Below are 14985 nucleotides of genomic sequence, written 5' to 3'. Positions count from 1 at the left end.
CCATAAAAGGGCAATTAGCCACCTAGCTCGATCACCCTTCCCCTTGTGGCAGCGGTATCCTTTTGATCGTGAGTCACCAACAGACTCGGCAGGCCGGCAGCCCGCAGATGCGAGAAGACGAGGTGGCGCATTTCGTCACGCAGCTCGGTATCGAGCATGGAGAAGGGTTCGTCGAGCAGTACCGCACTAGGCGCTGAGAGCAGCAAGCGCATCAGGGCGACGCGCGCCTTCTGGCCACCCGAGAGAGTCGCCGGATCGCGCTCGCCGTAGCCCGACAGGCCCACGTCGGCCAATGCCCGTCGGACATGTGTCGTCTTGTCGGGCATGTGGCGGGGCAGGCCGAAGCGGAGGTTGCCGGCCACCGATAGATGCGGGAACAGCAGCGGGTCCTGAAACAGCAAGCCGATACCACGCCTCTCTGCAGGCAGATCGGTAATGTCGCGGTCACCCAGGACGATGCGACCGCACGCATCGAAGGCCGGCGGCAAAAATCCCGCGAGGTAGGCGAGCAGGGTCGATTTGCCCGAGCCGGAGGGGCCCATCACGGTGAGCGTCTCGCCGGGGGCGACGGTGCCGTCGAGCGCGACCAAGGGCTTGCCGTCCAGGCGTATCACGATGTCCCGAAGTTCCAGCGAAGGGTGCACTTGACCGTTCATGGCGCTCCTTGCAGGCCGCGACGATTGGCCCATAGCAGACGAGGAATGCCGACGGCAATGATAAAACCGATCAGCGGTAGGCTTGCCTGAACCAACGCCCATACCCCGATCACGCGGCGATTCCCGCCGGCAGCGAGCGATACCGCCTCGGTGGTGACGGTCGCGATGCGACCGGCTCCGAGCAGCAGAGTCGGCAGGTACAGGCCAATGCTCACCGCGAGCCCCACGGCAGCGGCGGTGAGCACCGGAGCGAGCATCATCGGCAGGCGCACCCGCCAGAAGGCGCTCTGACGCGAGCTACCCAAAGTGAGGGCGAGCTGCATCCAGCGCGGATCGAAGCGGCGATAGGCCTCCGAGAGCGAAAGAAACACATAAGGCAGCACGAACAGCAAGTGGCCGAAGATCACCAATCCCAGCCTTGGCCGCGTGCCCAGCGACTCCATCACCACCACCAGACCGAACAGGAAAGCGATCTGAGGCACGATCAGCGGCAGATAGAGCAGCGTCAGCGCCGAGAGGAGCTTTCCCTGCGCCGGGCGGCGGCCGCTGCGCTGCTCGTTCTCCAGCGCCGCCAGCGTCAACGCCAAGGCGACCAGGGTGGCACTGACGGCAATGATCCACGTGGCAGTCACCGGTCCCGAAAGCGACGGCAGGGCACGCAGCCAGTGCACCGTGGTGAAGCCCTGGGGCAATAGATCGGGGAAGCGCCAGAAGCCCGCCGAGGAGCTGAGCGCCAGTCCGGCGAGGCCGGCGCAGGCGGTGAGGGTGGCGATCAGGATCAGACTCTTGCCGGCCTGACGCAGGGGAAGCTCCGCACAGCTTCGCGCGCCGCGATCGATCCAATGTCGCCCTAGCCAGGAGACGAGCCGCTCCAGGCACCACCAGGCGACGAGCGCGGCAGCCGTGACGCCGAGCTGCAGGACGGCACCGGCCGAGGCCATGAAACGCCGGCTCAGGTCGGGGTCGTGGAACCATGTGAGTACCGATACGGCAAGTGTCGGCGGCAGCGTGGGGCCGAGGATCATGGCAACGTCCACCACGGATGTGGCATAGGCGATCACTGCGTAGACCGGCAGACGTATCAAGGGATAGAGCGTCGGGGCCACCACCTTGAGCCATGCCGTCGTGGGGCGGTAGCCGAGGGAGCGGGCCAGAATCACGCGCCGACCGGGATCGAGCTGCGGCAATGCGGCAAGGCTCATCAGCAACAGGAACGGAATCTCCTTGATCACCAGCCCCAGCATCAGGGCGAATCCCCAGGGGTCCTGGACGATCAGCAGGTCGGGCGGTCGCTCCCAGCCGGTCAGTTCCGGTGAAAGCAGCCGGGCCAACAGCCCCGAAGGCGCGATCAGAAAGGCCAGGCCGAAGGCCGCGGCGGCGTGGGGGAGCGAAAGCAGCGGCGCCACCATGCGGCGAATCCAGCGGTCCAGTCGGCTGCCCGACACGCCCGTCAAGAATAGCAGCACCACGACGAGCGATACGGTCGTGGTGACCAGGCCGCTGACGAAACTGACCCCCACCGAGCGAGCCAGCCCCGGCTGGGCGAATAGCTCTCGCCAGGGGGCCAGGCTCAGGCGCTCCCCACCCAGCGCCGGCAGGTAGCCAAAGGCGGGCAGCAGCGCCATGACCAGGCCGGCGAGTATCGGGCCGACCAGCAGGGCGACGATCAGTAACGGGGCGAGGCGCAGCATTTCGAGCGACCCTCTCTTTCCCTGAAGCGTCGTGGGATGGGGGCGGGCAACATCCGTCATCCCTTCCTAGCGGCCGACGTAGCGAACCTGCCACGCCTCCTGCAGGGCCGTCATCCAGCTCGGGTGTGGCTCCGGCAGGGTGTCGACCAGCGCTTCGGGAGCCAGCAGGGCAGGGTTGTCCGTCGTCTGCTCGAAGCGCGCGCGATCCTCCTCATCGAGGCGCGCCACGTCGAGCACGGTAGGGTCGCCCCACACCGAGAGATCCTGCTTGCGTGCCTGGGCCTCGGGGGTGAGCAGAAAGTTCGCCACCGTCATGGCGCCGGCCTTGTGGGGCGAGTTGAAGGGAATGGCGACGAAGTGGACGTTGCCCAGGGTGCCGCCGTCGAGCACATAGCTGCGGGTCGACTCGGGTAGTAAGAACTCGGCCACGGCGGCGGCCGGCTCTGCCGGGTTGAAGGTGAAGGCAAGCGTCAGTTCGCCGTCGGCCATCAGACGCCGTATCTCGGGACCGCTGGCGGGGAACTGCCGGCCGCTGCGCCACAGGCGAGGGTGCAGGACATCCAGATACTCCCATAGCGGGGCGGTGACGGCCTCGAAATCGCTCTGCGCTACCGGGGAGTAGAGGGCATCGGTATCCTCGGTCAAGGCGATCAGGGCCTGCTTGAGAAAGGTGCTGCCGAGGAAATCGGGGATGCGCGGATAGGTGAAACGTCCGGGATGCGCTTCGGTCCAGGCAAGAATTTCCGCCATGCTGAGCGGCGGCTCATCCACGAGCTCGGCGGCGTCATAGTAAAAGGTGATCTGTGCCTTGCCCCAGGGCGACTCATAGCCCTCCGTGGGCAGCGTGAAGTCGGTTATCACTTCGGGGTTGAGCTCGGGATATGTCAGGGCAAAGTTCGGCAGGCGCTCGGCGAAAGGACCGAACAGCAGGTCGTTCTCTTTCATGGCGGCGAAGTTCTCACCATTGAGCCAGATCAGATCGATGCTGCCATCGTCATGATTGCCTGCGCTTCGCTCACCCAGCACCCGGGAGACGGCGGAACCGGTATCATCGATCTTGACGTGTACCAGCTCGACCTCGTGCTTCTCCCGCAGCCGGCGCTTTACCCAATCGATGTAGTCGTTGATACGCGTGTCGCCTGCCCAGGCGTGCCAGTAGACGGTCTGGCCGCGGGCCTCTTCGAGAACCGCTTCCCAGTCGGCGGAACCGGGAGCTGCAAGAAGCGGAGAGGTGAGCATGGTAGCCAATGGCAGGGCGGCGAGCAGGCGGATCGGCATCGTCTCATTCCTCCTAGAGTGGGTATCCTGGGATGCGGCGCCACGACAATCCTTGCACATTGCCGGCTGTTTCCCGCCAAGACCTGTAAAAACGTTTCCCTGCGGCCGTGTCTCGTAGCGCCGCGCTTGGCTCGGCGCTGCATTGCCGGGCCTGCTAACCTGAAATCAGTAGAAGCTGATCATTGCCGGGACGCTTCCAGCATACCGTCATCGCGACCCTAGGGAAGATCAACATGAGCGCATTCCGTGCCGCCTGCTCGCATCGCTTCGTGCTGCTGGCCAGTTTGTTGTGCCTGGTGGCAGGCGGGTTGCTAGCCTGGCATACCCAGGCCCAGGAGAACGAGCGCGTCGCTCACGTGATGACCGTGGACGGCGCCATCGGGCCGGCCGTGGGCGACTATTTCGAGCGCGGCCTGCGCCGTGCCGCCGAGCGCGAAGCCGAAATCGTGATCGTGCAGATGGATACGCCGGGCGGGCTGGACGCCACCATGCGCGACATGATTCGCGCCATGCTCACCTCGCCGGTGCCCGTCGCCATCTACGTCTCCCCCAGCGGAGCGCGTGCCGCCAGCGCCGGCACCTACCTGCTTTATGGCAGCCATGTCGCCGCCATGGCGCCGGCCACTCACCTGGGGTCCGCCACTCCCGTGCAGATGGGAGGCGGTGGACTGCCGGGCATGGACCCTCCCGAGGAAGAAGCGCCTGGCGATGACGAGGCCAACGGTGAAGAGGTGGGTAATGGCACCGAGGAGGAGGCGGCGGATGCCGAGGATGAGCCGGCCGAGGCACGCCGGCGCGGCGAGACCGCCATGGAGCGCAAGGTGCTGGAGGACGCCGTCTATTACATTCGCAGCCTGGCCGAACGCCACGACCGCAATGCCGACTGGGCCGAGGAGGCGGTGCGCGAGGCGGTCAACCTGACTTCTCGCGAGGCGTTGGAACAGAACGTGATCGACGTGGTGGCAAGCGACATCGAGGACCTGCTCGCGCAGATCGACGGCCGCGAGGTGGTGATGGAGCATGGCGAACGCACCCTCGACACCGCGGGGCTTGCCATCGAGCGCTTCGAGCCCGACTGGCGTACCCGGCTGCTGCAGGTGATCACCAACCCCAACGTGGCCTACTTCCTGATGATCATCGGTTTCTACGGCCTGATCTTTGAGCTGTCCAGCCCCGGTAGCCTGGTACCGGGCACCATTGGCGTGATCTCGCTGCTGCTCGCCCTGTTCGCCTTCCAGTTGCTGCCGATCGACTACACCGGTCTGGCATTGATTCTGGTGGGGTTGGGGCTGATCGTCGGCGAGGCGCTGATGCCTAGCTTCGGCGTCCTCGGTATCGGTGGCATCATCGCCTTCGTGATCGGCTCGGTGATGCTGATGGATGATGACCATCTGGCTGTTTCGCTGCCATTGATCGGCGGCATCGCCCTGCTCTCGGCCGGGCTGATGCTATGGGTGCTGACCCGCTTCATCGGGCTGCGTCGCAAACCCGCGCGCACCGGGCAGGACCAGCTGATCGGCAGCCTGGGCGTGGCGTTGGAGGATTTTCAGGGCAAAGGCCATGTGCGCCTCAAGGGGGAGCGCTGGAATGCGCGCAGCAGTGAGGCGCTGCGGCGGGGCGAGCAAGTACGTGTGGCAGCGGTCGAAGGGCTGACCCTATGGGTCGAGCCCGCCAACCGTACATCGGAAGGAGCCTGACGAATCGCGACGAAAGCCATCCAGTCCATGACACATCAAGGAGAACGCTCATGATGATTTCCTATCTCGTACCGGTCGTGCTGCTGATCATGCTGCTCGCGGCCTCGATACGGATCCTGCCCGAGTACAAGCGCGGCGTGATCTTCTTCCTCGGCCGCTTCCAGTCGGTAAAGGGGCCAGGGTTGATCATCGTCATTCCCGGCATTCAGCAGATGAGCGTGGTCGACCTTCGCGTGATCACGATGGACGTGCCGGAGCAGGACGTCATCTCCCAGGACAACGTCACCGTCAAGGTCAATGCCGTGCTCTACTTCCGGGTGGTCGATCCCGAGAAGGCGATCATCCAGGTCGAGAACTTCACCCTCGCCACTAGCCAGCTGGCTCAGACCACGCTGCGCTCGGTGCTGGGCAAACACGATCTCGACGAGATGCTTTCCGAGCGCGACAAGCTCAACGACGACATCCAGGAAATCATCGACGCCCAGACCGAGGAGTGGGGCATCAAGGTGGCCAACGTCGAAATCAAGCATGTCGACCTGGACGAAAGCATGATCCGCGCCATCGCCCGCCAGGCCGAAGCCGAGCGCGAACGCCGCGCCAAGGTGATCCATGCCGAGGGTGAGCTGCAGGCGTCGAGGAAGCTGGTCGAAGCGGCCAACGTCATGGCCGAGAACTCGGCTGCGCTTCAACTGCGTTACCTGCAGACCATGAGCGACATGAGCAACAAGAACGCCTCGACCATCGTCTTCCCGCTGCCGATGGATATCATGGAGGCGTTCAAGCACATGCAGGCCTCGCCGGCGGCCCAGGCCAGAAACGCCGGCGCGAGACCGAGCGACCTCGGCGAGGGCTGAGTTAGGCGTGCCATGCCCGTGCCGGCATGGCATCCTAAGGCGACCTGACGGAAGACGAGGTCGCCTTGTTCCACTCCCTTTCGCACCGCCAGCAGGGTCTGCTCATGATCGGCGGCGGTGCCCTGATCATTTCGCCCGATGCCCTGTTGATCAAGCTGATCGGTCTGCCCGACGGCGAGATCCTGATCTGGCGGGGCCTTCTCACCGCGCTTGGCTTCGTCGTCATCATGATCGTCCGCCACGGTAGCGGTACGCTCGAGGCCTATCGTCGCTGCGGCGGGACCGGCATCGGCGTGGCACTGCTGTTCAGCTTCTCGACCTTCGGCTTCGTGCTTGGCAACCAATACACCAAAGGCGGCAACGTATTGATGATCCTGGCCGGGGCGCCGCTGATCGCTGCGCTACTCTCACGGTTGTTTCTGGGTGAACGGCTGCCGCGGCGTACCTGGCTCGCCATCTGGCTATGCCTGCTCGGCACTTCGTTGATCGTGCTCGACGACGCCGGGGCGGGCTCGTGGGTCGGCAACGGCTTCGCCCTGTTGGCAGCGACGGCACTGGCGGCTAACTTCACTCTCTGTCGTACCCGCCCCGGCGTCGACATGAGCCCCATGCTGACTCTTTCCGGGCTGATCGTCGCGGCCGTGGCGGCGCTGTACGGCCTGGTCGGTGGCGGGCTCGCCCTACCGCCTGCCGACAGCGCGCTGCTGCTGGTGCTGTTATGCCTGCTCATCCTGCCGCTGGGGTTCACCCTGATTCAGCGCGGGCCGCTCTACCTGCCTGCCGCCGAGGTGGGGCTGCTGATGCTGCTCGAGGTGGTGGTGGGGACCCTGTGGGTATGGTGGTTCCTCGGCGAACGGCCGGCGCCGGTGGCGCTCATGGGCGGTGCCCTGGTGCTCGGTACGCTGCTGGTCAAGGGGCTTTACGAGCGTCGCATCGAACGGCGTCTGCGGGGCCGGGGTGCAGCAGGGGGAGAACTCTGTTAGACTCCGGCGCTCGTGACGGGGCGGCGCATCCAGGCAAAAGCCGGTGCCGCCCGTGTTTCCCTGGCCATGGATGCGACGCAACGTGCTCACTCCTCCGACCGGGCTGGCCACGCCGCCCTAGCGCTCCCTTCCCTCGACGCTGCCGTCACCGCTCGACATCATGCTGATGTTCCGGGCCGCCTGACCCAATCCAAGGTTTCAAATGCGCCACTCCCAACGTTGCGCCGTCGTCGACGCGTGGCCGGAGCGCGCGCCCTGGCGCCATTGGCTTAGCAACCCACCCCACTGGACCGAAGAATGCTCCGATCCATCAAGCAAGACTGGTTATCCAACGTCAAGGGCGACACCCTCGCCGGTATCGTGGTCGCGCTGGCCTTGATTCCCGAGGCCATCGCCTTCTCGATCATCGCCGGCGTCGATCCCAAGGTCGGCCTCTATGCCTCCTTCTGCATCGCGGTGATCATCGCCTTCACCGGCGGCAGGCCGGGAATGATCTCGGCCGCCACCGGCGCCATGGCGCTGCTGATGGTGACCCTGGTGCGCGATCACGGCCTTGAATACCTGCTGGCCGCGACCCTGCTCACCGGTGTGTTGCAGATCATCGCCGGCTACCTGAAGCTGGCCGACCTGATGCGCTTCGTCTCGCGCTCAGTGGTGACGGGCTTCGTCAACGCCCTGGCGATCCTGATCTTCATGGCCCAGTTGCCCGAGCTCACCGGGGTTACCTGGCATGTCTACGTCATGACCGCGGCAGGTCTCGGCATCATCTATCTTTTCCCCTACGTCCCCGGAATCGGCAAGACGATTCCCTCGCCGTTGGTGTGCATCGTAGTACTCACCGCCGTCTATATGTTCAGCGGTATGGACATCCGCAGCGTGGGCGACATGGGCGAACTGCCCGACACCCTGCCGGTGTTCCTGTGGCCCGATGTACCGCTGACCCTCGAGACGCTGTGGATTCTCCTGCCGACCTCGATCATGCTCACCGTGGTGGGCCTGCTGGAATCGATGATGACCGCGACCATCGTCGACGACCTGACCGACACCCCGAGCGACAAGAACCGCGAGTGCAAGGGCCAGGGCATCGCCAACATCGGGGCGGGCCTGCTGGGCGGCATGGCCGGCTGCGCGATGATCGGTCAGTCGGTGATCAACGTGAAGTCGGGCGGTCGCGGGCGGCTCTCCACGTTCATCGCCGGTGTGGTGCTACTGATCATGGTGGTGTTTCTCGCCGATTGGGTATCGCAGATTCCCATGGCGGCTCTGGTGGCGGTGATGATCATGGTCTCCATTGGCACCTTCAGTTGGGCGTCCATTCGCGACCTCAAGAAGCACCCGATGAGTACCAACGTTGTGATGCTGGCGACCGTGGCGGTGACCGTGGGCACTCACAACCTAGCCATCGGCGTTTTTGTCGGCGTACTGCTGGCGGCAATGTTCTTCGCCAACAAGGTCGGTAACATCCTCTACATTGGCTCCGAAGAAGCCGACGGCGGCAGTCGTCGCATCTACCGGGTTATCGGCCAGGTGTTCTTCGCCTCTTCCGAGCGCTTCGGCAATGCCTTCGACTTCAAGGAAACCGTGCAAAGGGTCACCATCGATCTGTCTCGCGCCCACTTCTGGGACATTACCGCCGTGCAGACGCTGGATAGGGTGGTGATCAAGTTCCGCCGCGAAGGTACCGAGGTGGAGCTGATTGGCCTCAACGAGGCCAGCGCGACCATCGTCGATCGCTATGCCATCCATGACGACCCGGCAGCCGTGGAGAAGTTGATGGGCGGCCATTGACGCCGTTCACGGGTCGGTGCTCCTCTTGGCGGGAGCATCGCCCGATGGGCTTGACTTGGCGTCGTATCGCCTTGGGCGATGCGACAATATCGCCAGCTTGGGAAACGACACGATGACAGAACAGGTAATGGCCGCCATCGACGGCTCGCAGTTTTCTAGCGCGGTGTGCGACTACGCCACCTGGGCCAGCCTGGCGTTGGAGGCACCGCTGACCTTCCTGCACGTGGTGAACAACCACCCCCAGACCGCTGAGGCGGACCTCTCCGGCAACATCGGGCTCGGTTCCCGCGAGCACCTGCTCGAGGAGCTGTCGCAGCTCGACGAGCAGCGCGCCAAGGTGGCCCAGGAGCAAGGCCGACTGATGCTCCAGGCAGCCAGGAAGCGGGCCGTCGAGGGCGGCGTGACGGAACCCGGCACGCGCCAGCGCAACGGCACGTTGGTCGAAACCCTGGCTGACCTGGAGGGCGAGATTCGCCTTCTGGTGCTGGGCAAGCGCGGCGAGACCGCTCATCAGGCCAGCGAGCACCTGGGCTCCAACCTCGAGCGGGTGGTGCGCACCCTGCACCGGCCGATCCTGATGGTGCCGGACGCCTATCAGCGCCCTGAGCGGGTGATGCTCGCCTTCGACGGCAGCAAGACCACCCGCAAGGGGGTGGAGATGCTGGCCAGAAGCCCGATGTTCAACGGCATCCCGGTTCATGTGGTGATTGTCGGCGCCGAAACCGGCGACAACCGCTCGCAGCTCGATTGGGCGCTGGCCGCGCTGCGCGAGGCCGGCCATGAGGCCGAGGGAGCGATTCGGGCCGGCGAAGTGGAGGGGACCCTGCGCGCCTACCAGGCGGAGCACGACATCGACCTGCTGGTCATGGGGGCCTACGGCCACTCGCGCATTCGCCACCTGCTGGTGGGTAGCACCACCACCGCCATGTTGCGGCGGGCCAACGTGCCGGTGCTGCTGCTGCGCTAGGCCAAGACGGGGCCAGTTTCGAAGCCGTCGACGCCGGCCCCGCGCCGGCGTTGTCGTTTCATTCGCCGCGCGCCTCAGGGCTGGCCAGCACGCCTTGGGCCAATGCCCATCCGGCGACAAGAAACGCCAGCATGCCGGCGAGAATCAGCGAGAAGTGGGCTCCCAGATCGAGGAACACGCCGAGGAATGCCGGCGCCAGGCCGGTGGCGAAGACCATCGCGGCGCTGAGCGTGGCGCGCACCGTACCGAGATGTTCGCTGCCCCAGATACGTACCAGCAGGCTGGTGGCGACCGATTCCTGCGAGCCCATGGCGAGCCCGCCTCCCACCATCAGGGCCCACACGCCGAGGTGGCCGCCGAAGGCGATGGCGACCAGCAGGGCCAGCGCGTAGGGCAGCAGGTAGAGACGTGCCAGACGGACCGGCCCCAGGCGATCGACCCAGCGTCCGCCGAGCAGCGCGCCGGGCAGCTTGGCCAGGCCCATGCCGGTCAAGGCCAGGGCGTAGACGGTGAGGGTGCTGCCCAGGTCGCGGGTCATCGCCGCCTGGTAGATAAACAGCCCCGTCATGGTGATCGGCAGCGTCATCAACAGCGGTAGCAGGCACCAGAAGCGCACATCGCGAAAAGGCTGGGGACCGCTGCGAGGCTGGCCGCGGGCTGGGCGCTGCCCCGGCGCTTGCGGCCAGGTGGCGCGCAGCAGCAGCGGGATCCAGCAGCCTGCCAGCAGCAGCCCGAACAGCCACCACAGCTCGCGCCAGCCGAGCATCACCAGCAGGGCAGCCATCAAGGGCGGCAGCAGCGTCTCGCCCAGCATGATACCCATGCTTGTCAGGCCCAGGGCGCGCCCGCGCATGGCGACGAACTCACGTCCGGCCAAGGTGTTGCCAAGGTGGGTCATCATGCCCTGACCGCAAAAGCGCACCAGCCCCAGGCCGAGCAATCCCAGTCCCCACCAGGGCGCGAGCGTCAGCAATCCCACCCCGATCATGAGTGCCGCCAATACCAGTAGGGCGAAACGGCGTGGTGCCATCCAATCGATGCTGGGGCCCAGGCGCAGCACCGCGAAGCCGGAGATCAACGTGACGAATGCATAGGCACTGCCGAACTGGCCGGCGGTAAGGCCCAGACGCTCGTTGATCGGCGCCTGGAACAGACCGATGAAAAAGCTCTGGCCCAGGCTCGAAGTGAACATGGCCAGGAAACAGATGCTCAGCAATCCTCGGTGATCACGCAGCAGCGTGCGATAGCCCATGACGCCCTCCCTGAGCGATGGCAAGATGTTTGGCAGAATTGAAAGCCGGCATGATAGCAGCTCAAGGAGAGAAGCAATGACCATCGTTCGTCACGACACCAAGGCGCGCATGAGCCGCGCCGTGATCCACAACGGTATCGCCTATCTGTGTGGCCAGGTGGCCGGTCCCGAAGCGCGCCAGGGGGATATCACCGAGCAGACCGAGAGCATGCTGGCGCGGGTGGATGCGCTGCTCGCCGAGGTGGGTTCCGACCGTGAGCACCTACTGACGGCGACGATCTATCTCAAGGACGGTCACGACTTCGCCGCCATGAACGCGGTGTGGGATTCCTGGGTACCCACCGGCCATGCCCCGGCGCGCACCTGCGTCTGCGCGCCCATGCCCGCGGATGAACTCAAGGTCGAGATCACTGTGACCGCCGCGGTAACGGTAGGCGACACCCCCCCGACTGAACGGCCGTGAGTCAGTCTGGCGCTTCGTAGCGAGCGCCGGGTCTCCTAGCGGACGCAGGGGTCGTCGATCGGTGCTTCACGTGGCCTGAAGTGCCGCGACAGCGCATCCACGGCGATGTTGAGCGCGGCGGTTACCAGGAGCAGGAAGAAAGCCACATCGAACATCAGGTAGTCGAAGCCCTCCTCGATGTAGAAGCCCAGCGTGGCGATCCCCAGCATGCCGAGGATGGCCGTTTCGCGCAGGATCACCTCGGCGCGGTAGTAGAGCAGCGCCAGCAGCCCGGGGTAGACCCGCGGCAGCAGCTCGTAGGCCAGCCGCCCGCTGGCGGGCAGTCCCGGCATGCCGGGCGTGATGGCGTCGGCGTGGCGTGCCACCAGGAAGGCGATCAGTGCGCCGTTGTGCAGCGCCAATGCCAGCCAGGCGGGCAGCAGCGAAGGGCCGAGCAGCAGCAGAAAGACGAACGCCAGCATCAGCTCCGGCGTCGAGCGCAGGAAGATCAGCACCCCATGCCCGGCCAGGCGGGTGCCACGGTTGCCGACATGGCGGCTGGCCAGAGGCCATAGCACCAGCGCCACCGCCAGCGCCCCCACGGTACCGAGCAACCCCAGCAGCAGGGTGTTGCCGATGGCGGGTCCCAGCGCCGGGATCCGCGCCAGCCACGCGACGAACCCCGCCCAGTCACCGGCCAGCAGTGCCGCCGGCCAGATATCCTCGGAGACGAAGCGCCACAGCAGCCCGCCGTCGACGCTTGGCCAGGGACCGAGCAGCCAGGCGCCGCCCAGCAGCAGCAGCGGAATCAGCCGCTTGTGGCCCCACCAGGGCAGGCTGGCAATCAGCAGGTAAAACAGCCACAGCAGGGCCCCCGCTTCGTGGTAGCGTCCCTCGCGAAAGGCGGTCTCGAGATGGAAGCCCAGGGTCGGCAGGCCGACGAAGCCGAGCAATACACTGGCACGCAGGCCGCACTCGAAGCGGTAGCGAGTGTAGGCGGTGAGCTGGGCCCAGGCCAGCGGCAGCTCGGCATAGGCGAAGCGCGCCAGCCGACCGCTGCCGGGTGGCAGGGCGTCGCGTGGCGCGCGTGGGGTCTGCTCGAGGATCTCGGCGTAGACCTTGGCAAAGATTCCGGCATAGGGAATCGCCAGCGCCGCCAGGGCGGTGAGCGCCGATAGCCCGAACACCTGCAGGAACAGCAGCGCCCAGAACAGCTCGTGGATGGCGCGTACGAAGGCGCAGCCGGCACGCACCAGGCGCGAGCGGGTGAACATCAGCGCCAACGGGAAACCCAATACGACACCGGCCAGGGTGCCCCATAACGCCACCGCCACGGTAAGACCGAGTGCCGACAAGGGGGACGTCAATGCACCCCAGGCGGGCCAGGCCAGGCCGGCCAGCATGCGGCCGAGTTCGCCCCAAGGGTCGCGAGTATGGATGGCAAGATCGGCGAATGGCACCAGCAGCACGGCCAGGGCTACCAGGCCCAGGGTATGGCGGGCGAGGCGCAGGCCGGGCGAACCACCGTGCCACCAGCTCGGCGCCAACTCGCCGTGGCGCTTCGTCAGGCCATCGCTCACGGTCGCCCCCGGGCACAGGGGAGCGCATCGACGTTCGGCAGGGTCTCGGCACTATCGTCTGGCGGCGGGCTGGGATCAGACCGGTCGGCATCCGGGTAGAGCGCGTCCAGCTCGGCCAGGGTGAGTTGGTCGGCGCGTGCGTCGATCACCAAGCGGCCGTCACGCAAGCCCCATACCCGGTCGAAATGGGTCAGTGCCAGCTCACGCTGATGGAGCGCAATCACCGAGGTGACATGGCGGGCATCGATCAGCTCCAGCAAACGCAGCGCCTGGTGGGGATCGACGCTGGCCACCGGCTCGTCACCGAGGAACAGCGGGCGGGCCTGGTAGAGCGCGCGGGCGATGGCGACCCGCTGGCGCTGGCCGCCGGAGAGTTCGCCCACCGGTCGGCGCATCAGGCCGGCCAGCGCCAGTTCGTCGCACAGCGCGGTCACTTCCCGCCAGGAGCGGCGCAGGGGGCGCACCAGATTCCACAGGTTGGTCAGCGCCGAGTGCTCCGGCAGCCGGCCCATGAAGACGTTGTGATAAACGGCGAGCTGCGGTACCAGGCCGTGATGCTGCGGGCACCAGGCGACCTGACGACCGAGCCGGGCGCGCAGCTCGCCGAGCAGCGTCGACTTGCCGGCCCCGCTCTGGCCGAGCAGGGCGACCCGCTCGCCTGCGTAGAGGGCGAGCGACAGGTGCGGCAGGACGATGTGTTCGCCATGCCCCAGGTCTTCGCCATCGAAGCGAACCAGCGGGCGACGTTGCTCTCCCTCCATCAGCGCAGCAGGCCGAGCGCTTCGGCCACCTCCTCGACGGGGGCGTAGAGGTCGTTGTCGGCGGGGATGAACGCCTCGCGGGGAAAAGTGTCGAGCAGCGCCGGATCCTCCATCTCGAGGAGCGCCGCCTGGACCTCGTCGCTGAAGCCCTTGCCGAAGCGCTCGTCGGTGTCGCCGCGCAGGGTCCAATTGTAGTCGGGATAGGGCGGCGTGGCCCAGAACACGCTCACCTTGTCGGTATCCACCCGGCCATCCTCCACGGCGGCTTCCCACACCGCGTAATTGACCGCGCCGATGTCATAGGTGCCGGCCTCCACCAGCGCAATGGTGCGCGAGTGATCGCCGGAGTAGCCGACCCGCGAGAAGAGGTCCTCCGGAGGTGTGTCGTCGAAGCGCTGGCGCAGGAAGTGCTCAGGCATCAAGCGACCCGAGGTGGAAGTGCGCGAACCGAAGGTGAGGCTCATGCCCTCGATGTCGTCGGGCAGCACCTCGGCGCGCTCCAGGCCGGTCGACTCATGAGCGATAAAGTAGCTGACGAAGGCGTTGTCTTCGCTGCCCTGGGCCAGCGCCTGAGAACCCGGCACCAGTCGGCGCGCCTGAACGCCCGAGAGCCCGCCGAACCAGGCCAGTTGCACCTGATCGTTGCGAAAGGCGGTAACCGCGGCGCTGTAGGACTTCACCGGTACGTATTCCACCTCGACGTCGAGACGTTTCTCCAGGTAGTCGGCCACCTTGCCAAAGCGCTCCACCAGGCGCGCTTGATCCTCGTCGGGAATGGCGGTGAAGCGGAAGGTTTCGGCGGCATGTACGCCTTGGGCGAGAGGAGCGAGGGCGGCGATGGCCAAGATCTTCCAGCGCATACGAATCTCCAGGTGGGCTGCGGGTTGGTATTGTTCTCCTCCGGCGTCGACGTGGCAAGTCGACGGCTGGCACCTTCCCTGCCATGACAGGAGCCGATTGCAGCGAGGTGATCATCGACAGTCTCGCTTGGGAGGCTTCGGCTAGTAAAGTTTCCAAAATTCCACGGGAAATTGGA

At 65.9% G+C, this 14985-nt stretch carries 13 protein-coding genes; 6 read left to right on the top strand and 7 right to left on the bottom strand.

The features are described from left to right. Positions 1-14 precede the first annotated feature (14 nt). The 3 genes from F0A17_RS07215 to F0A17_RS07205 form a co-directional block, all read right to left on the bottom strand. Positions 15-656 (bottom strand): ATP-binding cassette domain-containing protein, encoded by a 642-nt coding sequence (locus tag F0A17_RS07215; protein WP_149327679.1) that lies wholly within the window; start codon positions 654-656, stop codon positions 15-17. Continuing rightward, positions 653-2347 carry an ABC transporter permease gene (locus F0A17_RS07210; RefSeq protein WP_149327678.1) on the bottom strand — a complete coding sequence of 565 codons (1695 nt, stop codon included), beginning with the start codon at positions 2345-2347 and terminating at the stop codon, positions 653-655. Before F0A17_RS07210 ends, F0A17_RS07215 begins: the two co-directional genes overlap by 4 nt. A gap of 66 nt (positions 2348-2413) precedes the next feature. Then, a complete protein-coding gene (locus F0A17_RS07205; protein WP_149327677.1) occupies positions 2414-3625 on the bottom strand; it encodes an ABC transporter substrate-binding protein in 1212 nt (403 codons plus the stop codon). A 233-nt stretch (positions 3626-3858) separates the two neighbouring features. Here F0A17_RS07205 and F0A17_RS07200 point away from each other — a divergent pair, with 233 nt between their 5' ends. The 5 genes from F0A17_RS07200 to F0A17_RS07180 all read left to right on the top strand — a co-directional run bounded on the left by F0A17_RS07200 (position 3859) and on the right by F0A17_RS07180 (position 9914). Continuing rightward, positions 3859-5322, top strand: coding sequence for an NfeD family protein (locus tag F0A17_RS07200; protein ID WP_149327676.1), 1464 nt, complete (start codon positions 3859-3861; stop codon positions 5320-5322). Positions 5323-5372: 50 nt separating this feature from the next. Next, complete coding sequence (locus F0A17_RS07195) at positions 5373-6176, top strand: slipin family protein (protein WP_149327675.1); 804 nt, start codon at positions 5373-5375, stop codon at positions 6174-6176. Between the two features lie 65 nt (positions 6177-6241). Beyond that, on the top strand, positions 6242-7159 hold the full coding sequence (locus tag F0A17_RS07190) for a DMT family transporter (RefSeq protein ID WP_149327674.1): 918 nt from the start codon (positions 6242-6244) through the stop codon (positions 7157-7159). Between the two features lie 297 nt (positions 7160-7456). Next, positions 7457-8947 (top strand): SulP family inorganic anion transporter, encoded by a 1491-nt coding sequence (locus tag F0A17_RS07185; protein ID WP_149327673.1) that lies wholly within the window; start codon positions 7457-7459, stop codon positions 8945-8947. Between the two features lie 112 nt (positions 8948-9059). Then, positions 9060-9914: a universal stress protein gene (locus F0A17_RS07180; protein WP_149327672.1), complete on the top strand. Its 855-nt coding sequence runs from the start codon at positions 9060-9062 to the stop codon at positions 9912-9914. A gap of 58 nt (positions 9915-9972) precedes the next feature. On the opposite strand, the gene F0A17_RS07175 is transcribed toward F0A17_RS07180, so the two are convergent. Beyond that, positions 9973-11166 (bottom strand): MFS transporter, encoded by a 1194-nt coding sequence (locus F0A17_RS07175; RefSeq protein WP_149327671.1) that lies wholly within the window; start codon positions 11164-11166, stop codon positions 9973-9975. Between the two features lie 76 nt (positions 11167-11242). On the opposite strand from F0A17_RS07175, the gene F0A17_RS07170 reads away from it, so the two are divergent. Beyond that, positions 11243-11629 (top strand): RidA family protein, encoded by a 387-nt coding sequence (locus F0A17_RS07170; RefSeq protein WP_149327670.1) that lies wholly within the window; start codon positions 11243-11245, stop codon positions 11627-11629. Positions 11630-11664: 35 nt separating this feature from the next. On the opposite strand, the gene F0A17_RS07165 is transcribed toward F0A17_RS07170, so the two are convergent. From F0A17_RS07165 to F0A17_RS07155, 3 genes are read right to left on the bottom strand one after another with little or no spacing between them, the layout of a single operon-like run. Beyond that, positions 11665-13188 carry a PhnE/PtxC family ABC transporter permease gene (locus F0A17_RS07165; RefSeq protein WP_228716832.1) on the bottom strand — a complete coding sequence of 508 codons (1524 nt, stop codon included), beginning with the start codon at positions 13186-13188 and terminating at the stop codon, positions 11665-11667. Next, positions 13185-13949, bottom strand: coding sequence for an ATP-binding cassette domain-containing protein (locus F0A17_RS07160; RefSeq protein WP_149327669.1), 765 nt, complete (start codon positions 13947-13949; stop codon positions 13185-13187). Before F0A17_RS07160 ends, F0A17_RS07165 begins: the two co-directional genes overlap by 4 nt. Further along, complete coding sequence (locus F0A17_RS07155) at positions 13949-14809, bottom strand: putative selenate ABC transporter substrate-binding protein (protein WP_149327668.1); 861 nt, start codon at positions 14807-14809, stop codon at positions 13949-13951. The genes F0A17_RS07160 and F0A17_RS07155 overlap by 1 nt, the downstream gene beginning before the upstream one ends. Positions 14810-14985 lie beyond the last annotated feature (176 nt).

The organism is Billgrantia pellis (assembly GCF_008297955.1).
GTDB classification, from domain to species: Bacteria; Pseudomonadota; Gammaproteobacteria; order Pseudomonadales; family Halomonadaceae; genus Halomonas; species Halomonas pellis.
This window is presented reverse-complemented; position numbering and strand designations above follow the sequence as displayed.

What these genes read in the sequence shown, in the direction of transcription:
- F0A17_RS07215 (WP_149327679.1), bottom strand. Translation starts at nt 656, where the DNA reads ATGAACGGTCAAGTGCACCCTTCGCTGGAACTTCGGGACATCGTGATA.
- F0A17_RS07210 (WP_149327678.1), bottom strand. Translation starts at nt 2,347, where the DNA reads ATGCTGCGCCTCGCCCCGTTACTGATCGTCGCCCTGCTGGTCGGCCCG.
- F0A17_RS07205 (WP_149327677.1), bottom strand. Translation starts at nt 3,625, where the DNA reads ATGCCGATCCGCCTGCTCGCCGCCCTGCCATTGGCTACCATGCTCACC.
- F0A17_RS07200 (WP_149327676.1), top strand. Translation starts at nt 3,859, where the DNA reads ATGAGCGCATTCCGTGCCGCCTGCTCGCATCGCTTCGTGCTGCTGGCC.
- F0A17_RS07195 (WP_149327675.1), top strand. Translation starts at nt 5,373, where the DNA reads ATGATGATTTCCTATCTCGTACCGGTCGTGCTGCTGATCATGCTGCTC.
- F0A17_RS07185 (WP_149327673.1), top strand. Translation starts at nt 7,457, where the DNA reads ATGCTCCGATCCATCAAGCAAGACTGGTTATCCAACGTCAAGGGCGAC.
- F0A17_RS07180 (WP_149327672.1), top strand. Translation starts at nt 9,060, where the DNA reads ATGACAGAACAGGTAATGGCCGCCATCGACGGCTCGCAGTTTTCTAGC.
- F0A17_RS07175 (WP_149327671.1), bottom strand. Translation starts at nt 11,166, where the DNA reads ATGGGCTATCGCACGCTGCTGCGTGATCACCGAGGATTGCTGAGCATC.
- F0A17_RS07170 (WP_149327670.1), top strand. Translation starts at nt 11,243, where the DNA reads ATGACCATCGTTCGTCACGACACCAAGGCGCGCATGAGCCGCGCCGTG.
- F0A17_RS07160 (WP_149327669.1), bottom strand. Translation starts at nt 13,949, where the DNA reads ATGGAGGGAGAGCAACGTCGCCCGCTGGTTCGCTTCGATGGCGAAGAC.
- F0A17_RS07155 (WP_149327668.1), bottom strand. Translation starts at nt 14,809, where the DNA reads ATGCGCTGGAAGATCTTGGCCATCGCCGCCCTCGCTCCTCTCGCCCAA.